At 66.3% G+C, this 20,410-nt stretch carries 17 protein-coding genes and 1 pseudogene; 13 read left to right on the top strand and 5 right to left on the bottom strand.

Features of this window, described 5'->3' with window-relative positions; genetic code table 11:
• Window positions 1–493: 493 nt before the first annotated feature.
• From hemC to ACYP33_RS27235, 3 genes are read left to right on the top strand one after another with little or no spacing between them, the layout of a single operon-like run.
• Window positions 494–1,462 (top strand): hydroxymethylbilane synthase, encoded by a 969-nt coding sequence (gene hemC, locus ACYP33_RS27245; protein WP_459624597.1) that lies wholly within the window; start codon window positions 494–496, stop codon window positions 1,460–1,462.
• On the top strand, window positions 1,462–3,609 hold the full coding sequence (hemDX, locus tag ACYP33_RS27240; protein WP_459624596.1) for a fused uroporphyrinogen-III synthase HemD/membrane protein HemX: 2,148 nt from the start codon (window positions 1,462–1,464) through the stop codon (window positions 3,607–3,609). The genes hemC and hemDX overlap by 1 nt, the downstream gene beginning before the upstream one ends.
• 1 nt (window position 3,610) lies before the next feature.
• Window positions 3,611–4,801 (top strand): heme biosynthesis protein HemY, encoded by a 1,191-nt coding sequence (locus ACYP33_RS27235; RefSeq protein ID WP_414442806.1) that lies wholly within the window; start codon window positions 3,611–3,613, stop codon window positions 4,799–4,801.
• A 113-nt stretch (window positions 4,802–4,914) separates the two neighbouring features.
• Here ACYP33_RS27235 and ACYP33_RS27230 read toward each other — a convergent pair whose 3' ends face one another.
• The 3 genes from ACYP33_RS27230 to ACYP33_RS27220 form a co-directional block, all read right to left on the bottom strand.
• Window positions 4,915–6,219: an MFS transporter gene (locus ACYP33_RS27230; protein ID WP_414451217.1), complete on the bottom strand. Its 1,305-nt coding sequence runs from the start codon at window positions 6,217–6,219 to the stop codon at window positions 4,915–4,917.
• A 175-nt stretch (window positions 6,220–6,394) separates the two neighbouring features.
• A complete protein-coding gene (locus ACYP33_RS27225; protein ID WP_414451218.1) occupies window positions 6,395–7,153 on the bottom strand; it encodes an SDR family oxidoreductase in 759 nt (252 codons plus the stop codon).
• 111 nt (window positions 7,154–7,264) lie between these two features.
• Window positions 7,265–8,704, bottom strand: coding sequence for an aldehyde dehydrogenase family protein (locus ACYP33_RS27220; RefSeq protein WP_459624595.1), 1,440 nt, complete (start codon window positions 8,702–8,704; stop codon window positions 7,265–7,267).
• Between the two features lie 227 nt (window positions 8,705–8,931).
• On the opposite strand from ACYP33_RS27220, the gene ppa reads away from it, so the two are divergent.
• Window positions 8,932–9,459 carry an inorganic diphosphatase gene (gene ppa / locus ACYP33_RS27215; protein ID WP_414442802.1) on the top strand — a complete coding sequence of 176 codons (528 nt, stop codon included), beginning with the start codon at window positions 8,932–8,934 and terminating at the stop codon, window positions 9,457–9,459.
• Between the two features lie 238 nt (window positions 9,460–9,697).
• Here the strand turns inward: ppa and ACYP33_RS27210 are convergent.
• Window positions 9,698–10,081 (bottom strand): annotated as a pseudogene (locus ACYP33_RS27210) (GIY-YIG nuclease family protein); the annotation flags it as partial.
• Window positions 10,082–10,545: 464 nt separating this feature from the next.
• Between ACYP33_RS27210 and ACYP33_RS27205 the strand changes: the two are divergent.
• The 7 genes from ACYP33_RS27205 to ACYP33_RS27175 all read left to right on the top strand — a co-directional run bounded on the left by ACYP33_RS27205 (window position 10,546) and on the right by ACYP33_RS27175 (window position 17,023).
• A complete protein-coding gene (locus tag ACYP33_RS27205) occupies window positions 10,546–11,064 on the top strand; it encodes a CS1 type fimbrial major subunit (RefSeq protein ID WP_459624594.1) in 519 nt (172 codons plus the stop codon).
• 231 nt (window positions 11,065–11,295) lie between these two features.
• A complete protein-coding gene (locus tag ACYP33_RS27200; RefSeq protein ID WP_459624675.1) occupies window positions 11,296–13,425 on the top strand; it encodes a TcfC E-set like domain-containing protein in 2,130 nt (709 codons plus the stop codon).
• A 40-nt stretch (window positions 13,426–13,465) separates the two neighbouring features.
• Entirely contained in the window at window positions 13,466–14,146 is a 681-nt protein-coding gene (locus ACYP33_RS27195; protein ID WP_459624593.1) for a pilus assembly protein, read from the top strand.
• Window positions 14,137–14,646 carry a hypothetical protein gene (locus ACYP33_RS27190; RefSeq protein WP_459624592.1) on the top strand — a complete coding sequence of 170 codons (510 nt, stop codon included), beginning with the start codon at window positions 14,137–14,139 and terminating at the stop codon, window positions 14,644–14,646. The genes ACYP33_RS27195 and ACYP33_RS27190 overlap by 10 nt, the downstream gene beginning before the upstream one ends.
• 88 nt (window positions 14,647–14,734) lie before the next feature.
• The gene (locus tag ACYP33_RS27185) at window positions 14,735–15,727 is read left to right on the top strand and encodes a hypothetical protein (RefSeq protein WP_459624591.1); all 993 of its coding nucleotides are present in this window, start codon (window positions 14,735–14,737) and stop codon (window positions 15,725–15,727) included.
• A 9-nt stretch (window positions 15,728–15,736) separates the two neighbouring features.
• Window positions 15,737–16,294 carry a hypothetical protein gene (locus ACYP33_RS27180; RefSeq protein WP_459624590.1) on the top strand — a complete coding sequence of 186 codons (558 nt, stop codon included), beginning with the start codon at window positions 15,737–15,739 and terminating at the stop codon, window positions 16,292–16,294.
• A gap of 57 nt (window positions 16,295–16,351) precedes the next feature.
• Entirely contained in the window at window positions 16,352–17,023 is a 672-nt protein-coding gene (locus ACYP33_RS27175; protein ID WP_459624589.1) for a hypothetical protein, read from the top strand.
• A gap of 27 nt (window positions 17,024–17,050) precedes the next feature.
• On the opposite strand, the gene ACYP33_RS27170 is transcribed toward ACYP33_RS27175, so the two are convergent.
• Window positions 17,051–18,220: a GNAT family N-acetyltransferase gene (locus ACYP33_RS27170; protein WP_459624588.1), complete on the bottom strand. Its 1,170-nt coding sequence runs from the start codon at window positions 18,218–18,220 to the stop codon at window positions 17,051–17,053.
• Window positions 18,221–18,328: 108 nt separating this feature from the next.
• Between ACYP33_RS27170 and ACYP33_RS27165 the strand changes: the two genes are divergently transcribed.
• The gene (locus ACYP33_RS27165; protein ID WP_459624587.1) at window positions 18,329–20,020 is read left to right on the top strand and encodes an NAD+ synthase; all 1,692 of its coding nucleotides are present in this window, start codon (window positions 18,329–18,331) and stop codon (window positions 20,018–20,020) included.
• Window positions 20,021–20,074: 54 nt separating this feature from the next.
• The coding region (locus tag ACYP33_RS27160) for a P-II family nitrogen regulator (RefSeq protein ID WP_013699037.1) at window positions 20,075–20,410 on the top strand (336 nt) is incomplete at its 3' end.

Below are 20,410 nucleotides of genomic sequence, written 5' to 3'. Positions count from 1 at the left end.
GCGGTGTCGACGGCTTTTGCGGCCGGCTTGGCCACGGTCTTGGCGGTGGCGCGTTGCGTGGCAACCGGTTTCACTACGGCGTCGGCGGCCTTTGCATCCGGCTTGACTGCGGTGCGGGCGGTCCGGGGCTTCGTGGTGGCCGTGGCCGTGGTCTTGGCGGCTTTCGTGGCGACCGTCTTCGTGGCTTTCTGGGTGGCCGATGCGCCGCGGGCGGGGGCGGCAGTTTCGGTGTCGGCGGTGGACGAGGCAGTATTGCGGCGCGCGGTGCGCGCCGATCCGGAGGACTTCACGATGGGTTTCCTTGGGAAAGCACGAGTGAGCAGGGATTTCGGGCACTGACTGCGGTACTGACGATTGCGGGCGGCGGACCGCCGCGCATCACGTCGGCCGCCGGCGGGCGGCCGTGCTCGCGCGCCGCGCCGCCCGTAAAAGGGGGACGGGCGTGCGTGCTACCATTGTCCGATCCTGGTTCCCGTCCTTCGATGCCGCTGCAATGAATTCCGAGACTCTTACGGCCGACGCGCCGGCGACCCTCACGATCGCTTCGCGGGAGAGCCGCCTGGCGATGTGGCAGGCTGAACATGTGCGTGATGCGCTGCGCAAATTATATCCAGCTTGCGACGTGAAAATCCTCGGCATGACGACACGAGGCGATCAGATTCTCGATCGCACCTTGTCGAAGGTCGGCGGCAAGGGCCTGTTCGTCAAAGAGCTGGAGAATGCGCTGGCCGACGGCCGCGCCGATCTGGCCGTGCATTCGCTGAAGGACGTGCCGATGTCGCTGCCGGAAGGCGTCGCGCTGACGGCCGTGATGAGCCGCGAAGATCCGCGCGACGCCTTCGTCTCTAATCACTACGCCTCGCTCGACGAGCTGCCCACGGGCGCAATCGTCGGCACCTCCAGCCTGCGCCGCGAGGCGATGCTGCGCGCCCGATACCTCGATTTCGACGTGCGTGCGCTGCGCGGCAATCTCGACACGCGGCTCGCCAAGCTCGATCGCGGCGAATACGCGGGGATCATCCTGGCCGCCGCCGGCCTCAAGCGGCTCGGCCTCGGTGACCGGATCCGCTCGCTGATCGACGTCGAGACCAGCCCGCCTGCCGCCGGTCAGGGCGCGCTCGGCATCGAGATCGCGGCGCACCGCGCCGATGTGGCGCGCTGGCTCGTGCCGCTGCACGACACGCCCACGGCGCTGGCCGCCGAAGCCGAACGGATGGTGTCGCGCGCGCTGGGCGGCAGTTGCTCGGTGCCGCTCGCGGCGCACGCCGTCTGGCACGGCGATCAGCTCGAACTGACCGGCCGCGTGTCGTCGGTCAACGGCGCACGCGTGTTGAACGCCCGCCGCCGCGCGGCGATCGGCACGCCGGAGCAGGCGCTCGCGCTTGGCCGCGAGGTGTCCGACGACCTCGTGCAGCAAGGCGCCTTCGAAATCATCGAGGCGCTGACCGGAGCGCAAACCTGATGGCCGCCCGCGCGTTCACGGCGGTGCTGACGAAGCCCGAGGGGCAATCGGCGGCGCTCGCCGCGCAACTCGCGGCCGCCGGCATCGAAGTCTTCGATTTCCCGCTGATCGACATCGCGCCTGTTGCCGATCCGGCGCCGCTCGACGCGGCGTTCGCGCGGCTCGACGCTTATGCGCTGGTGGTGTTCGTCTCGCCGAACGCGATCGATCGCGCGCTCGCCCGCTACAACGCGATCTGGCCGCATTCGCTGCCGATCGGCGTGGTCGGGCCGGGCAGCGTGGCCGCGCTGGCGCGGCACGGCATCGCGGCGCCCGCGCATCGCGTGATCGCACCCGTTGCCGGGCCGGACGACGAGAGCGGCACCGACGACGCCCCGCGCTACGACTCCGAAAGCCTGTTCGCGCAGATCGAGCGCGCGTTCGCCGCGAGCGGCCGCGCACCGGGCGCTTCGGCTGCCGCCGCGATTGCTTCGGATTCCCTCGAATCGCCGGATCAAGAATCGCCGCATCAATCATCCGACGAAACGCCGGCCCCGGCCGCTTCCACGCCCGCCTCCGGCCCGCTGGCCGGCAAGCGGGTGCTGATCGTGCGCGGCGACGGCGGTCGCGAATGGCTGTCGACGGCGCTGCGCGACGCCGGCGCCGAGGTTGACCGGGTGGCCGCCTACCGCCGCATCGCGCCGGAGCCGTCGATCGGCGCCTGGGAGCGCGTCCACACGCTGCTGGCCGGTGCGCCGCACGCCTGGCTCGTCACGAGCTCGGAAGGCGTGCGCAACCTGCACGATCTGGCCGTCGATCACCTGACCTCCGCCGAAACCGAAGCACTCAAGCATGCCCCGGTCGTAACGCCACACCCGCGGATCGCGGACACGGCGCGGGCACTCGGTTTTGATACGATTACGCTGTCCGGCGCGGGCGACGAACGCATCGTCCGCGCATTCCGAACGTTGGCCGACTCGGCCGCTCACGCGGCGCAAGCCGCATCGGTGCCCTCCCGCATGACAGATACCAACGAATCCAGCAAGGCTTCCTCGCCGGGTACCGGCAGCGCCGCCGCGCGTCCTGCCGCACCGGTCACGCCCCCCAATCAACCGTTCACGCCGTTCGAGGCGAAATCCGCGCGACGTTCCGGCGGTGGCGCGGCCGGCGTGCTGCTGTGGTGCCTCGTGGTGGTGCTCGCCTGCGGCGCCGGCGCGGGCGGCTTCGTGCTGAACCGCAAGATCGAGAAGCTCGATCAGGCCACGCTGGCTCGCCAGAAGGCGGCCGACGTCGCCACCGCCGATGTGCGCACGCAGTCGGCCCAGGCGCTGGCGCAGGCGCATCAGGTGGACGAGCAGGTCGCGCAGTTCGCGGGCAAGCTCGCCGACGCGCAGGCGCACCAGGACGCGCTGCAACAGCAATATCAGGACCTGTCGCGCAACCGCGACGCCTGGCTGCTCGATCAGGTCGAGCAAACCCTGCAGGGCGCGAGCCAGCAACTGCAACTGACCGGCGACACGCAACTCGCGCTGGTGGCGCTGCAAAACGCCGATTCGCAATTGGCGACGTCGCAGGGCGCGCAGGCGATCGCCGTGCGCAAGGCCATCGCACAAGACATCGACAAGCTCAAGGCCGCGCCGTCGGTCGATCTCACCGGCATGGCGATCAAGCTCGACGACGCGATCGGCCGCATCGACGCGCTGCCGCTGTCGGGCGAAGCGCCGATCGCGCGCGCGCAGCCGCGCACCGCGCATCCGGGCGACGTGGCGAGCGAAGCCGCCGCCACCGGCCAGCCGAGCTGGAAGATCTGGTGGCACGACATCACGGCCGGCATCGGCGCGCAACTCACCAGCCTCGTGCAGGTGCGCCGCATCGACAACGCCGATGCGATGCTCAATTCGCCTCAGCAGGGCTATTTCCTGCGCGAGAACATCAAGCTGCGCCTGCTGACCGCGCGCCTGTCGCTGCTCGCGCGCAACGAGCCGGCCATGAAGTCGGATCTGCACGCGGCGCAAGCGGCGCTCGCGCGCTACTTCGACGCGTCGTCGAAGGACACGCACACGGTCGAGGATCTGCTCAAGCAGGTCGATGGCGCGTCGCTGGCGGTGGCGGTGCCGAACCTGAACACCAGCCTGTCCGCGATCCAACAGTTCAAGAGCCGGGGGTGACATGACGTTGCGAGGAATCCTCTGGTTGGCCGTGCTGTTCGCGATCGCCGTGGCGCTGGCCACGGTCGGCCGCTTCGACGGCGGGCAGGTGCTGATCGTCTATCCGCCGTATCGCGTGGACGTATCGCTGAACCTGTTCATCGTCGCGATCGTGGTGCTGTTCATCGTGATCTACGCCGTGCTGCGCATCGTGCGCAACATCTGGCGCATGCCGCATCGCGTGGCGGCCTACCGTGCGCGGATGCGCAACGAGAAGGCGCAGGGCTCGCTGCGCGACGCCATCTCCAACCTGTATGCCGGCCGCTTCTCGCGCGCCGAGAAGGCCGCGCGCGATGCGCTGGCCGTCGATGCCAACCAGAGCGCCGCCGGCCTGGTGGGCGCGGTGGCCGCGCACCGGATGCACGAATACGCGCGTCGCGACGAATGGCTTGCGAAGGTCGATGCGAACGAATGGCAGGAGGCGCGGCTGCTGGCCACCGCCGACATGCGCGCCGAGGCGCGCGATGCCGAAGGCGCGCTGGCCGCGCTGGCCGAAATGCAGGCCTCGGGCGGCAAGCGCATTCATGCGCAGCAGGTCGCGCTGCGCGCCCAGCAGCAACTGAAGAACTGGGCCGAAGTGCTGAAGCTCGCCAAGGTGCTCGAAAAGCGCGATGCGCTGCACCCGGCCGCCGCGGTGCGGATGCGCCAGCAGGCCGCCGAGCATCTGCTGCGCGACCGTCGCCACGATGCCGACGCGCTGCTCGAAGTCTGGCAATCGCTGTCGGCCGTGGAGCGGCAGTCGCCGCGCCTGGCCGATCTGGCCGCCGAACTGCTGGTGGCGCTGGAGCGCCTGCCCGAAGCGCGCCGCATCGTCGAGGACGCGCTGGCCCATCACTGGGATGCGCGCCTGCTGCGCCGCTATCCCGATACGGCCGGCGTCGATGCGCTGCCGCTGATCCAGAAGGCCGAGGGCTGGAAGCGCGATCACCCTGACGACGCCGATCTGCTGGTCGCATTGGGCCGGCTCTGCGAGAAGCAACAGCTGTGGGGCAAGTCGCAGTCGTTCCTCGAAGCGGCGCTCAAGCTGTCCGACAACGACGCGCTGAAGGTGCGCGCGCACCGTGCGCTGGCGCGCCTGTTCGAGAATCTCGGCGACCAGGAAAAGGCCGCACGCCACTATCGCGAAAGCGCGCTGGCGATGCAGGTCGGTTGACACACCGCGCTACGTTGAGCGCGGCATCCATGCGAAACGGCAGCCCTCGGGCTGCCGTTTCGCATTGAGGGGCGACCCGAAAGGCCACCGTGCCCGCGTGTGCTCAGTTCATTTCAGCGATTGACCAGCGCCTTCGGCACCGACAGCGCCAGCAGGCCGCCGAGCACGCAGAACGCCGCCAGCATGAACATCCCCGCGTTGTTGCTGCCCGTGGCCTGTTTGAGCCAGCCGATCATGTACGGGCTCAGGAAGCCGGCCAGGTTGCCGATCGAATTGACCAGCGCGATGCCGGCCGCGGCCGCGGTGCCGCCGAGGAAGGCGGTCGGCAGGCTCCAGAACAGCGGCAGCGTGGTCAGGATGCCGATCGTCGCGAGCGTCAGGCCCACCATCGCGAGCGCCGTCTGGTCTGCCCAGGCCACCGACAGCAGCAGCCCGATCGCCCCGAGCGCGGCCGGAATCGCCACGTGCCAGCGGCGCTCGCGGCGGCGATCGGCGCTGCGCGAGATCAGGATCATGCCGACCACGGCCGCCGCGTACGGAATCGACGACAGCAGCCCGATCGTGAACGAATCGGTCACGCCAGTGGACTTGATGATGGTCGGCAGCCAGAAGCCCACGCCGTACAGCCCCATCACGAACGAGAAGTAGATCAGCGCCATCAGCCAGACGCGCGGGCTGGCCAGCACGCGGCCGATCGGGGCGTCGTCCTTGAGCGCCTCCTCGGCCTGCACGTTGCGCGACAGCAGCGCCTTCTCCTCGTCGGTCAGCCAGCGCGCGCCGGCGATCCGGTCTTCCAGCCAGATCAGCACCAGCACGCCGACGATGATCGACGGAATGCCTTCGATCAGGAACAGCCACTGCCAGCCGGCCCAGCCGTTCATGCCGTGGAAGCTCTTCAGGATGTAGCCCGACACCGGGCCGCCGATCACGCCCGACAGCGCGATCGCCGTCATGAAGAAGGTGGTCATGCGCCCGCGCCGGTTGGCCGGATACCAATACGTCAGGTAGAGGATCACGCCCGGGAAGAAGCCCGCTTCGGCAATGCCGAGCAAAAAGCGCATCACGTAGAACATCGCGGGCGTGGTGACGAACATCATCGCCGCCGAAATCAGGCCCCAGGTGATCATGATCCGTGCGATCCAGACCCGCGCGCCGACGCGGTGCAGGATGATGTTGCTCGGCACCTCGAACAGGAAATAGCCGAAGAAGAAGATCCCGGCGCCAAGGCCGTACACGGTGTCCGACAGGTTCAGGGCGGTCGCCATCTGCAGCTTGGCGAAGCCGACGTTGACGCGGTCGAGATACGCGACCACGTAACAGAGCATCAACAGCGGCGCGAGCCGCCAGGTGACCTTGCGATAGGTGGCCGTCTCGAAATCGGACGGCTGGCCGGGGTAGGCCGGAACGGTGCTTGCCATGGGTGTTGTCTCCTGTGTGCGAATCGTGCGTCGAATGCGCACTGTGCGATTGTCGCGATGCCACGTCGTCGTGCTGCCACGTTGCGGCGGCGCCCGGGTGATGCGGCTTCGGGCGGCCGCCGGTCTTGCCGGACTACTGAAGATTCGAGGTCCTGCTGTTTTTTTGCCGAGCCGCTCAGATGCAGCGGCCGCCATCCACTTCGAGGCACACGCCGGTGATGAATTCGGCGTCGTCGGAAGCCAGGTAGAGCGCCGCGTTGGCGATGTCCTGCGGCGTCGAGAGCCGGCCGAGCGGGATCGTCGCGAGAAAGCGCTGGCGGTTCTCGGGGGTATCGGCCACGCCCATGAATTCGGTCATCAGGCCGGTTTCGCCGAGCACCGGGTTGATGCAGTTCACGCGGATGCGGTCGGCGCCGAGCTCGGCGGCCAGCGTCTTGCTGGCGGTGATCATCGCGCCCTTCGTGCTGTTGTACCAGACGAGCCCGGGGCGCGGCCGGATGCCGGCCGTCGAGGCGATGTTGACGAACACGCCGCCGCCGGCCTGGCGGAAATACGGCACAAGTGTTTGCACGCTCCAGAACAGGCTTTTCATGTTGACGGCGTAGACGCGGTCGTATTCGGCCTCGGTCACTTCCAGCACCGGCTTGTTGCGGTGGGTGGTGCCGGCGTTGTTGACGATCACGTGGACGCGCTGGAAATCCGCCAGCGCGGCGGCCAGCAGCGCCTGCCAGTCCTCGCCCTTCGACACGTCGCCGGCGATCGCGATCGCCTTGCCGCCGGCCACCGCGATCTCGCTGGCCACGCGCTCGGCCGCCGCGCCGTTCAGATCGTTGACGACCACGTTCGCGCCCTCGCGCGCGTAGGTCTTCGCAATGCCTTCGCCGAACCCCGAACCGCCGCCCGTGACGATGGCTGTCTTGCCTGCAAGCCGCATGAAGTGTCTCCGATGATGGGTGATCCTGCGCCTGGCGCGCGAGCCCTGCCCGCGCGTCGCGTGGTTGCTGCGTGCTGCTGAGTGCTTTTTGCGTGGTAGGTGCCGGCTTGGCTAGCCGTGCCTGAATGCGATGGTCTTGAGCACCGTGAAGCCGTACAGCGCCTCGAAGCCCTTCTCGCGGCCATGCCCCGAGCGGCCGCTGCCGCCGAACGGCAGCTCGACGCCGCCGCCCGCGCCGTAGTTGTTGACGAACACCTGGCCGGCCCGCACGCGCCGCGCGAGCCGCATCTGGCGCGCGCCGTCGCGAGTCCAGACGCCCGCCACCAGCCCGTAGGCGGTGCCGTTGGCGAGCGCGAGCGCCTCGTCCTCGTCGTGGAAGCGCATCGCGGCCAGCACCGGGCCGAACACTTCCTCTTGCGCGAGGCGGTGGTCGGGCGGCACGTCGCGCAGCAGCGTGGGCGCCTGATAGAAACCGCTTTCGGGCGCGTCCGGCACCACCTCGCCCTGCGCGGCCATCGCGATGCCGTCGTGCTGCGCGTCGGACAGGAAATCCCAGACGCGCTGCTGCTGCTTGGCGTTGATCAGCGGCCCGCAATCGAGATCGGCGCGGCCGGGGCCGACGCGCAGCGCGGCGAACGCGCCGGCGAGCCGGTCGAGCAGCGGCTCGTAGATGCCGCGCTCGATCAGCACGCGGCTGCCGGCCGAGCACGTCTGCCCGCCGTTCTGGATGATCGCGGACACCAGCACCGGCAGCGCGGCGTCGAGATCGGCGTCGGCGAACACGATTTGCGGCGACTTGCCGCCCAGTTCGAGCGTGACCGGCACATGCCGCTCGGCGGCGGCCAGCGCGACGAGCCGGCCGGTGTCGGGCGAGCCGGTAAACGAGATGTGATCGATGCCCGGATGGGCCGACAACGCGGCGCCGGCCTCGTGGCCGTAGCCGGTGACGATGTTCAGCGCGCCGGCCGGCAGCCCGGCCTCCGCCGCCAGCCGCGCCACGTAGAGCAGCGACAGGCAGGCATCCTCGGCCGGCTTGACGACGCAGGCGTTGCCGGTGGCGAGCGCCGCGCCCACGCTGCGGCCGAAGATCTGCATCGGGTAGTTCCACGGCACGATGTGGCCGGTCACGCCGTGCGGCTCGCGCACGGTCAGCACGGTGTAGCCGTCCTGATAGGGCAGCGTTTCGCCGTGGAGCTTGTCGGCCGCGCCGGCGTAGAACTCGAAATAGCGCGCGAGCGCGGCGGCGTCGGCGCGGGCCTGCTTGAGCGGCTTGCCGGTATCGCGGCATTCGAGCTGCGCGAGCGCTTCCTGGTGGTCGGCCACGCGTTGCGAGAGCCGGTACAGCAGCCGGCCGCGTTCGGCGGCGCTGGTGGCGCCCCAGGCGCCTTCGCAGGCGGCGCGGGCGGCCTGCACCGCGGCGTCGATGTCGGCGGCGGTGCCGCGTGCCAGGCGCGCGAACGGCGCGCCGTCGGACGGATCGATGACGGCGAGCGTCTCGCCGTTCGCGGGCGCGACCCATTCGCCCGCGATGAAGTGCCTTGCCTCTTCCATGCCTGCTCCCGGCTCGTTGGTATCGATGCGTGATTCGGGTGTTGCGGATGATGCCCACGGCGATGGCGGCGCACGCCGATTGGATCGCGCGACGGGCAAGTGTGCGCCGAACTTCACCGGAGCGCCATCGGGTGATTGGCTATAATGGCGGCTCCTCGCGAAGGCGCGCCCGCCCAGTCGGTTGCCGCGCCCCGTCCCGATTTCCCATCGTCAAGCAGAGAGCGCTCATGAGCTTCAGCAATGTTCCCGCCGGCAAGGATCTGCCGCACGACTTCAACGTGATCATCGAAATCCCGGCGCAAAGCGATCCGGTCAAGTACGAAGCCGACAAGGACCTCGGCCTGCTCGTGGTCGACCGTTTCGTCGGCACCGGCATGCGCTATCCGGTCAACTACGGCTTCATTCCGCAGACGCTGTCGGGCGACGGCGATCCGGTCGACGTGCTGGTGATCACGCCGTTCCCGCTGCTGGCCGGCTCGGTGGTGCGTTCGCGCGCGCTGGGCATGCTGCAGATGACCGACGAATCGGGCGTCGACGCGAAGCTGATCGCCGTGCCGCACGACAAGGTCTGCCCGATGACGGCCAGCCTCAAGTCGCTCGACGACGTGCCGGCCTACCTGAAGGACCAGATCAAGCATTTCTTCGAGCAATACAAGGCGCTGGAGAAGGGCAAGTGGGTCAAGGTCGAAGGCTGGGCCGACATCGATGCCGCCCACAAGGAAATCACGGAAGGCGTCGCGAACGCGGCCAAGTAAGCCTGTCCGGCCGGGGCGCGCGAGCGCGCCGGCCTCTGCCGTGCGAAACCGCGCGTGCCCCCTGTCGGGGCCGCGCGGTTTTTTCATGGGCGCGCGATGCGCCCCGGCTGCCCCCGGCACCGGTGTGCGGCGGGAACGGCGGCGATCAGGCCGCTTTGCTGCGTGAAGGGCGGGGGCGTGCCGCACGGCCTTGCGCCATGCCGGGCGAGAGGTCGTCCGCGGCCGTGACGATATCGAGGACGGTGCCGGTGAACGGCGCGCCCGACGTGGGCGCGATCCCGATTGCCGCGGTTGCCGTCGTGTCCGCCGCGACCGTGTCGGGGCGGGCTTGCGCATGCGGCTGCGCCTCGACCACCGGCAGCACCGATTCGAGCGTGCGCTGCCCGCTTGCCAACGCGCGCTTCTGGGCAGGCGCGAGCCGCTTGACCCAGTATTCGGCGCTCGAGGCGCTCGAGCGGTCGGCCAGCGCGAACGAGGCCAGCACCCTGAGTGGCTTGCGCGCACGCGTATAGCGTGCGCCCTTGCCGTTGGCATGCTGCGCGAAGCGGGCGTCCACGTCGGTCGTGATGCCGGTGTAGATGCTGCCGTCCTCGCATTCGATCAGATAGAGAAACCAGGACATGGCGGAGCGGGATAAACCGGTTGGATGAGGCAAGGCCGTCAGTTTCTCAGAAAAAGCGCAGCACCCTCCCACCGAATTCGAAAACGCCGTCGCCCGTTTCTGGCAGAAAGCGAGGATGGCGCGGTAATTCGGACAATCGATCATGCTCGGCCGCGCAGGATGGTTCGCTCTGCAAATCATGCGGACGATATCGCCCTCGCAACGACCAACAACGTCGTCCGGAGGCTGCGGGGCGGGGGGCGTTTGCGCTCGATCACGACGGCTGAATATTTCGTAACGCAAAAAAATGTTTCCGCGGGTCGCAAAAATCAGATTTTCCTGATTGATATCAAGTCTTGAACTGGTCGATCATGGCGCCTGCAGAAAAGTTTTGCGGGATATGGGATCGATATTCTATAAATTGCGAAATCTCTGTTATTGGTAGTACTAATTATTTAATAGGTGCAGGTATGAAAATGGAAAAGATGGGTGTGGCGATCGGCGCGGCAGTGCTGCTGCTGGGTACGATGAGCGCGGCCCAGGCCGAGGTGGTTCAGCGGAACATCACATTGACCGCTCAGATCAGCGACAGCATGTTCGTTTCGAAGCCGGACGGCTCCACCTGGTACGGCACCGAAGAGCTGGAGGCGGCCGACTACTCGCAGGCGAAATTCTCCAAGACGCTGCCCATTCGCGTCTGGACCAAGAACAAGGACTTCAACATCTCGTTGGCGCAGCCGCTGAAGATGACAAGCGGGCGTTATGAAATGGCGAATGCCGTGGTTACGCTGTCGAGCAACGCCGGCGACAACGAAATCAAGTTCGGTACGCAGCAGAAGATCACGCAAACGGCGGCGGGCAATGGCGGCTTCGACGAAGTCCACGACCTGACGATCACGGCGAACGCACCGGAGAAAGTCGGCGATGCAAGCACGAACGGCAGTTACAGCGGCGATCTCGTGATGCTGTTCGAGCCGGTCGCGTCGGCCGAGCCCTCCGAGTAAATCGGTTGTTGGTACGGGAGCCTCGTTCGCGCGAGATTCCCGTCATTTGTCATGAATTGCTATGGCTCCTCGATATTCCGTCTCCGCTGCCAATAAGTCCGCGTGTTTTCCGAATCCATTCCGGTTCGACTCAATGCGATATGGGTCGGGGCCTTCCTTTTCATTTCGTCGAACGCGTTCGGGAACCTGAAGGTTTCGTACGGCGTTCCGGAAGGATTCAGTGCGGCCGAGCTGGATGACAGCGCGCATTACGTGGCGACCTTTAGCGGGCGCACCCTCCCGGGCTTCGTGGCCTATTCGTCGGAGACGAACGAGCTTGAATTCGACGAGGAAAAATATCGGGAAAACGGGATTTCCGCGGAGGACGTGGCAAAGCTGAAGCGGATTGTTGCGCAACTGGATTACAAGCGTTGTCGCAACGGTTGCGACACGCGTATCGACGGCCATTTCGTGACCGTCGACAAAATCAGGCGGTCGATCGCGATACGCGATTCGCGCGACGACTACGTTGCGCCGCCCACGCATTTCGGCATCGTCAGCAACCATGCGTTGGACCTGCGCGCGTCGTCCGACGCCTACCGCGCGGCGAACGTCAATGGCAATACCTGGGTGGGGTTGCCGTCGCAGAGCTTCGGCTATGCGAGCTGGTATGTGAACAATACGTGGTCGCGCCAGTATCGCGGCGGCACACGCGGCGTGTCGTCGTACTACCTGCAGAAAAACTTCGCGAACACCTATGTTCGGGCCGGCAAGCAGAACAGCATCGACTATGCGTCGGGATCGGTCGGCACGCTGATTTCACCGAGTTTCGATCAGTTCGTGACGGTCGGGAGCCAGTCGCATCTGAAAGTCAGCAGCAACACGGCATCGATGATCCTGTATGCCACCGTTGACGGCAATTACGAGTTCTATCGCAGTGGTCGCCTCGTGACCAAGCGGCCGGCCGTGATCGGGCGCAACGAAATCAGCTACGCGGATCTGCCGGGCGGCTACTACACGATGGAAGTTCGGCTGGTCGACCGAAACGGCAATATCGTGAGCCGCGAGACGCGCGAGATCAACAATCTCAGCTTCGGCCAGTCCGGCGGCAATGCCTGGCATGTGACGGCCGGCAAGGAGCTGCAATTCGGCGGGTATCTGCTCGAGGCGGCAGCGAGCCGGAACCTGAAGCAGTTCTATCTGAACACGTCCGTGCTGGCCGGGCAGGGCGGCAAATGGGCCGCCGAAGCGAACGTGACGCGTCCGACGCGAATCGCCGGTGCCGAGGTGACGCCCACCTTGGGCATCCTGGCCGGCGAGCGCGGCGCGGGCGGCTACGTGAATCTCGCGGTGTCGCACGAGACGCTCGGCACGCTGTCGTTCAGCCGATACCAGAACACCGATGTTTCGCGCTTTTATCGCGGGCAGCCCAGCATGGCGGCCTCGTACAGCCGGAACATCCGCAAGGCCAGCTTCAACTACAACTACCAGCAATCGAACTTCGGCCGCTCGCATCAGGCCGAGGTGCGTTGGAACTATCGTCCGAACGGCTTGTGGGCCACCTTCGCGCTGGGCGTGCAGCAAGGCGGCTTCCAGCGCGGCAGAAGCGGCTACGGCGTGTATCTCAACATGACCATGACGCTGGATAGGGTGCAGGCGAGCTTCGGCGCCGCACATTCCGGCGGACAGACCCAGTTGAACGCTGATGTGCGAAAGGATTTCCAGGATAGTTTCGGCACCTCCTCGATCGGGTTGAATGCCAATCGCGTGGGCAACGATTTCGGCGCCTATGCCTATGGCAGCCGCTCGGGCACGCGCGGCGACGCGTCGTTGAACATCGGCTACTCGGCGGCTGCCACCAACGTCGATTTCAACTACCGCGGCATGGTGGCCGCGAGCCGGGATGGCGTGGCCCTCGGCCGCTTCGCCGGCAGCGGAAGCGCGATGCTGCTGACGACGCCCAAGATCGAAGGAACGAAATACGGCTTCAATGTCGAAGGCAACCCGGTGGCCGGCAACGGCATCTACGCGGTGCCGCTGGCCGCTTACCGGGACGTCCCGTTCGCGCGCGTGTTCAGCAACAGCCAGGATCTCGACATGAATATCGAGGTGCCCGCGAACGTGGTGCGCGCGCATCCCGGGCAAGTCTATTCGGCGTCGGCGCGCGTCGATATCAGCATGATCTACAGCGGTTTCCTGACCGATGCCGAAGGCCGGCCGCTGAGTGGAACGATCGAGGAGAGCGGCGACACCGTTCACAAGAACGGGCTGTTCTCTCTGGTCAGCAAAAAGATGCTGCCGCAGCTCACGGTCGAGCGCGACGGGAAGCGCTACAACTGCAACCTGAAGGATGTGCAAGGCAGCTATTACCGCTGCCAATGACGCGCATTCGAATTTTTTGAGAGGCAAGCCGATGAAACCGATGCTGCGAATCGCATCCACCGCATGCTGCATGGCGCTCGCGCTGTGCATGAGCCAGGGCGCACGGGCGGAGGGCGAGCTGATGGTGCTGCCCGCCACCACGAAGGTGTTCAATGCCCACGAACGGCATGTGACCGTCAAGAACCTGGGCGATGCGCCGTTGTATCTCAATATCTCGGTGGAAAAAGTCACCAACCCGGGCATGACGCCGGAAACGAAGCTCGCGCTTGGCGACCTCGACAGCCCCGGGATGCTCGCGAGCCCGGACAAGCTGACGCTCGGGCCGAGCCAGACGCGCTCGATCGTGCTGAAGTCGTTGATGGAGCCCGAGAACGAGGAACTCTACCGGCTGTACGTCGTGCCCGTCAGGGCGCTGCAGGTCGATGACGCGCCGCAGGACAAGATTTCCGCGCCGATGTCGGTGGCGATCGGCTATGGCGTGCTGGTGCGGCACATGCCGGCGCCGGGCAGGCAACGTTCGGGCTGGACGCATCGCTGCGAAGGCGACGGGCTGACGCTCGAGAACACGGGCAACGTCCGCAAGGTCCTGACCGACGTGGTGGACGATACGGCGAAGCCCGCGCAAAGCGTCGCCGTGTTTCCGGGCACGCCGCAGCATTTCGCAACGCATCGGCTGACGTTGAAGGACGACGACGAGCCGGTGACGCTGACATGTCCGTGACGAAGCGCAGGGTGCGTTGGGCGGTGGGCACCCTGGCGGTGTCGTGGTGCGTGACGTGTTCGGCGGCCGGCGCGCTGAAATTGTCCCGGACCGAACTGACCGTGAAGCCGGACGGCACCGCCAGCCCGCTGTGGGTCGAAAACACCGGCGATTCGCCGCTGTATCTCGACGTGACGCAGCAACGGGTCGCCAATCCGGGGCAAGTTCCCGAGCGGCTCGAACCGGTCGAGGAGGTGCAGCGGCCCAGCTTGCTGGTGCTGCCCGGGCGGCTCGCGCTCGCGCCGGGGCAACGATACGGGATCGTGCTGAAAGCGCTCGCGGTGCCGCAGCGCACGCAAGTGTGGCGCGTCACGTTCCGGCCTCGGGAGCGCATTGTCGTCGACGGCGGCCGGGACGGCGATACGGCCGCGCCGCTGTTCGTCAGCGTCGGATATGGCGTGGTGATTTATCAATTGCAGGGTGGCGACCATCCAGGTCGCGAAGCGAAATCGGCTCCCTGACTCGCCGGGTGGCGTTGTCGTGCGTTAGCCGCAACTGTTGTTGCGTTCGGGCGTGGCGGATCTTGCTTCGAAGTTCAAGGTGATTCGAATGGTGGGGAAAACAGGATGTCGCGGAGCGTCGATCGGGGTTGCGCTGCTGGCCTTGCTGCTAACGGGTAGCGCGCAAGCCGCCGATCTGGCGTTGCTCGATGTGGCAAGCGGTTATAGCGGATGCCGTTGGGTTGATCATGGCGGCGGTGATGCCACGGTTTCTGTTGATGTTCACTTCAAGGAATTGCCTTCCGGAATTCCGGCGGGTGCGAAATTCAGATCGCGAGGTCTGCTGGTGTATTCCTATGATGAAAATGGTGTCGCGAAGCCGATTACGACTTTGGTTCGGAAGATTCTGTTAAATAATAGTACCAATAATCGTGCGTATTTTTTGCGTGATAAATATGTTCTTCATTATTCGGAGGCCAATTTCATTGGTTGGGTGGACTCCGAAGATTTCGTGGCCCATTTCGAGATTTCTTTGAATAGCAATCTTATTTCGTCCTGGCCGGCCATTTCCGTCAGGGCGGGAAATGCCACGAATCGCGGTGACGTCGCCGAAGTATCCGGCGCTGCGTACATAAGACTGGGTGACGATTCAGGGGTCTGCGAAATCGTAAACACCCCGGACATCGCGGGCCCGCTGGACATCAAGATCGGCATGACGGCCCCGGACTGGAACCTCGGCGAATTGCCGCGAGGCGATTCGGAAAAAACCTTTCCCGAAGTGGCCAACCAGCTCTGCTTCACGTATTCCGGGGCGTCGGTCAAGGGCAGGCGCTTCATCGTCAATGCAAGCAATGCCAATGGTGTCGTCGGCAATCGATATCGGCTCAAGAACATGAGCGACGCCACGCAGTACGTTCCTTACGACCTTGCGTTGTCCGGCGCCACTTCGTTTCCCTTGCCGAATTCGTCGGACGTCGCGCTGACGATGGACCCGTCCGGCAAAACCTGCTTTGTGCCGACATTCAAAACAACGGTCGACAACAAGGTGAAGGATGGCGACTACAGCGACGTGCTGACCTTCACTGTCGTCACCCAACCCTGAGGAAGATCCGTGAAAAAGACCATCTGGCGGACCTGGCTGCTTATCGGATCGATCGGATCGATGCTGCCTGCCATGGCGTGCGCGCAGTCGGTGACCCTGAGCGGAAAAACCACCAGCAAGGTGACCGCGCATGTCGCGCGGCCGAACAACCTGTTCGTGACGGACGACAAGGGGGGCTGGTTCGATCAGGGGCTCGAGATGAAGCAGGTCGGCGGCTGGGATACGCCGTTCGAGGCGCAGGCGCGCCTGAAGATCGTATCGAGCAGCGGCACGTTTCAGGTTCGTCTCGATGCACCGCTGACCATCCGGCATCAATCGAATCCCGCGCTGGCATTTCGAACGCCCAAAGTCACGCTCGGCATGGAAGGCGGCGCACCGAAGCCGTTGACGATCGATCGAAGCGCGGCATTCCGGAACCCGGCGCCCTCGGAAGCGGGCGAGGATTCGGAAGGCCATTACGTTCTGGATGTGGCGGCACTGCCGCCAGCCGGGGATTTCAAGAGCACCTCGGGCACCTACAGCGGGGTGCTGTCGATAACGTTCGAGCCGGTCATCACGGAGCATTGACGAACAACGCGTCGCCCGGCGCTGGCCGGGCGGCATCACGGAGCGGGAGATTTCACCATGAAGCGCATGTCGATTGCATGGCGTTGCGCCGCCGGCGTGGCGGCGATGGCCGTGCCGATATCGGCGGCCGCGACGATCGACGTCGGTCCGAAAGACGCGACGGTGCGCAGCGGCGTGACGTCGATCACGGTCGTCAACAACGGCAATCGCGCCGAATACGTCAGCGTGACGCTGTCGCGCTTGCTCAATCCCGGCGCGCCGCAGGAGGACGAGCGCCTCGAGCCGGTCGGCGACGCGGCCCGGCCGGCGTTGTATGCCTATCCGTTTCAGATGAGCCTCGCGCCGGGGCAGACGAAAACCATCAAGCTCAAGGTGCTGCATCCGGTCGAGACCGAAACCGTCTATCGGCTGGAGGTCAAACCGGTCGTCAAGCTGCTCGGCGGCGATCGCGCCAAGCCGTCCGCCGCCGTGGTCGCCAATCTCGCGTTCAGCAACATCGTTCGCCAATTGCCGCCGTCCCCCCGCGAGGGGATCGCCGTGACGTGCGAAGCGTCCGGCGCGCGGCTGACCGCGACGGGCAATGTGCACTATCGCGTGGAAGGGGCCGAGGTGGACGATCGGCGCCTCGATGCATTCAACGTATATCCGGACGTGCCGCGCCTGCTGACGGGCACGGTCGTGGCGGTGCCCGGCCGTCCGGCCTGTCGCGGGGCGCAGCCCGACCGGTAGCGGCTTCGTCGTGCAATCGATGCGCGATCAGGCCTTGAACGGGTTGTGCTCGCGCAGTTCGTCGACGTAGGCGTGGATCTGACCCGTCTCGCGCTTGAGAAATTCGCCCACCGCATCGGCGAACGCCGGATGCGCGAGCCAGTGCGCCGAGTGCGTGACCGTGGGCATGAAACCGCGTGCGAGCTTGTGCTCGCCCTGCGCGCCGCCCTCGAAGGCACTCAACTTCTCCTCGATGCAAAACTCCAGCAACTGGTAGTAGGCGGTTTCGAAGTGCAGGCACGGCACGTGTTCGAGCGCGCCCCAGTAGCGGCCGTACAGCGTGCCGCCGCCGGCCGGATCGCGCCGGTACACGGCCAGCGAACTGGCGATCGGCCGGCCGTCGGCCTCGGCGATCACGAGCAGCAGGTTCTCGGGCATCGTCTCGCCGATGCGCCGGAAGAAGTCGAGATTCAGGTACGGGCTCGAATGATGCTCGCGGTAGGTTTGCCGGTAGCAGCGCGAGAAGAAGCGCCAGTCGTCGTCGGTGGCGTCCTCGCCGCGCACGCGCCGGAACGTGACGCCGGCTTCGGCCACCTTGCGCCGCTCGGCGCGGATGTTCTTGCGCTTTTTCTGTTCGAGCGTGGCGAGGAAATCGTCGAAGTGCCGGTAGCCCTGGTTGAGCCAGTGGAACTGCACGCCCTCGCGCAGCATCATGCCCATCTCGGCCAGCAGCGTGGCTTCGTCCGCGGTGGGAAACAGCACATGCAGCGACGACACCTCGCTCTGCTCGGCCAGCGCCACCAGCGTGGCGGCGAGCTGGCGGCGCGCGGCGTCATTGGCGGCGATCAGGCGCGTGCCCTGCACCGGCGTGAACGGCACGGCGCACAGCAGCTTCGGGTAGTACGGGATGTCGTTGCGCTGGTAGGCGTCGGCCCAGGCCCAGTCGAATACATACTCGCCATACGAATGATGCTTGGCGTAGACGGGCGCTGCCGCCACCAGCGCGCCGCTCGCCTCGTCGGTCAGTGTCAGGAAGTTCGGCGCCCAGCCCGATTCGTCGACGGCGCAGCCGGTGGCGTGCAGCGCGGCCAGGAATTCATGGCGCAGGAACGGCGTCGGGTGCGCCTGTTGCTCGAGCAGGGCGTTCCATTCGGCCGCGTCCGTTTCGAGCGGAGAGCGCAGGAGCCCCATGCGATAATCGTTGCGTTCGTGTTTCAACCGTCTGACATCCGTTTCGTTCGGCGTGCGCGCGTTTGCGCGCGGTGCGCCGGTGATGCGCCGGCAAGGCGCCTGTCACGCGGCCCGTGAGGCCGCGCAGTTCCCGTCATGAAAACCCGTATCGCTCTCGCCCAACTCAACGTCACCGTCGGCGATTTCGCCGGTAACGTCGCCCGGATCGTCGATGCCGCCCGCGCCGCGCACAAGGATGGTGCGCATTTGCTGGTCGCGCCGGAACTGGCGCTGTCGGGCTATCCCCCGGAAGACCTGCTGCTGCGGCCCGCGTTCTACGTGGCGGCCGCCGAGGCGCTCGCGGAACTGGCCGCGCGCCTCGCGCCGCTCGACGGCCTGGCCGTGCTGGTCGGCCATCCGCTGCGCACCGCCAGCGCCGATGGTAATGCAAACCGTCCGATCGAGCGCGGCGTCAATCCGGTCGATACCTGGAACGCCGCGTCGCTCATCGCAGGCGGCGAAATCCGCGCCACCTACCGCAAGCACGAACTGCCGAACACCGAGGTGTTCGACGAGAAGCGTTACTTCGCGAGCGATCCGCAACCGTGCGTGTTCGAATTGAACGGCACGAAGTTCGGCGTGGTGATCTGCGAGGACGCCTGGCATGCGGCGGCCTCGCAACTGGCCAAGGCGGCCGGCGCCGAGGTGTTGCTGGTGCCGAACGGTTCGCCGTATCACATGAACAAGGACGCGGTGCGCGTCGACATCCTGCGCGCGCGGATTCGCGAGACGGGCCTGCCGATGGTCTATGTGAACCTGGTCGGCGGGCAGGACGAACTCGTGTTCGATGGCGGCTCGTTCGTGCTCGACGGCGCGGGCCAACTGGTCGCGCGCATGGCGCAGTTCGAGGAGGGGCACGCGATCGTCGAATTCGACGGCGCGCGGCCCGTGGCGGCCACGGCCGAGATCGCGCCGGGGCTGTCCACCGAGGCGCAGGTCTATCGCGCGCTGGTGCTCGGCGTGCGCGACTACATCGGCAAGAACGGCTTTCCGGGCGTGCTGATCGGCCTGTCGGGCGGCGTCGATTCGGCGCTGGTGCTGGCGGTGGCCTGCGACGCGCTCGGCGCGCAGCGCGTGCGCGCCGTGATGATGCCGTCGCGCTACACGGCCGACATCTCCACCACGGATGCGGCCGAGATGGCGCGCCGGGTGGGCGTGCGCTACGACGAGATCGCCATCGCGCCGATGTTCGACGCGTTCCGCGGCGCGCTGGCGGCCGATTTCGCCGGCCGCGACGAGGACGCCACCGAGGAGAACATCCAGGCGCGCATCCGCGGCACGCTGCTGATGGCGCTGTCGAACAAGTTCGGCTCGATCGTGCTGACCACCGGCAACAAGAGCGAGATGGCGGTCGGCTACTGCACGTTGTATGGCGACATGGCCGGCGGTTTCGCCGTGATCAAGGACATCGCCAAGACGCTCGTTTATCGTCTCTGTCATTACCGCAACGGTGCGGCCGAGTTCGGCAAGACCGACGTGATCCCGGAGCGGATTCTCACGCGCGCGCCGTCGGCGGAACTGCGCGAGAACCAGACCGACCAGGACAGCCTGCCGCCGTACGACGCGCTCGATGCCATCATGCGCATGTACATGGAGGAAGACCGGCCGCTCGCGCAGATCGTCGCGGCCGGCTACGACGAGGCGGACGTGCTGCGCGTCACGCGCCTCATCAAGATCAACGAATACAAGCGGCGCCAGGCGCCGATCGGCATTCGCGTCACGCACCGGGCTTTCGGCCGCGACTGGCGCTATCCGATCACGTCGCGCTTCAACGAGCGTATCGACTGACGGGGCGCCGCGCGTAGAATCCGTCTCAGTCGTCCCCTTATCCGGAGCATCATCATGAAACGCATTACCGCCATCATCAAACCGTTCAAGCTCGACGAAGTGCGCGAGGCGCTGGCCGAAGTCGGCCTGACCGGCCTCACCGTGACGGAAGTGAAGGGCTTCGGCCGCCAGAAAGGCCATACCGAGCTGTATCGCGGCGCCGAGTACGTGGTCGATTTCCTGCCGAAGATGAAGATCGAAGTGGTGGTCGCGGCCGATCAGGTCGACCAGGTGATCGACGCCGTGATCGGCGCCGCGCGCACCGGCAAGATCGGCGACGGCAAGATCTTCGTGTCCGACGTGGAGCGCGTGATTCGCATCCGCACCGGCGAGGAAAACGAAGCGGCGGTC

Source organism: Burkholderia sp. 3C (assembly GCF_054589155.1).
This window is presented reverse-complemented; position numbering and strand designations above follow the sequence as displayed.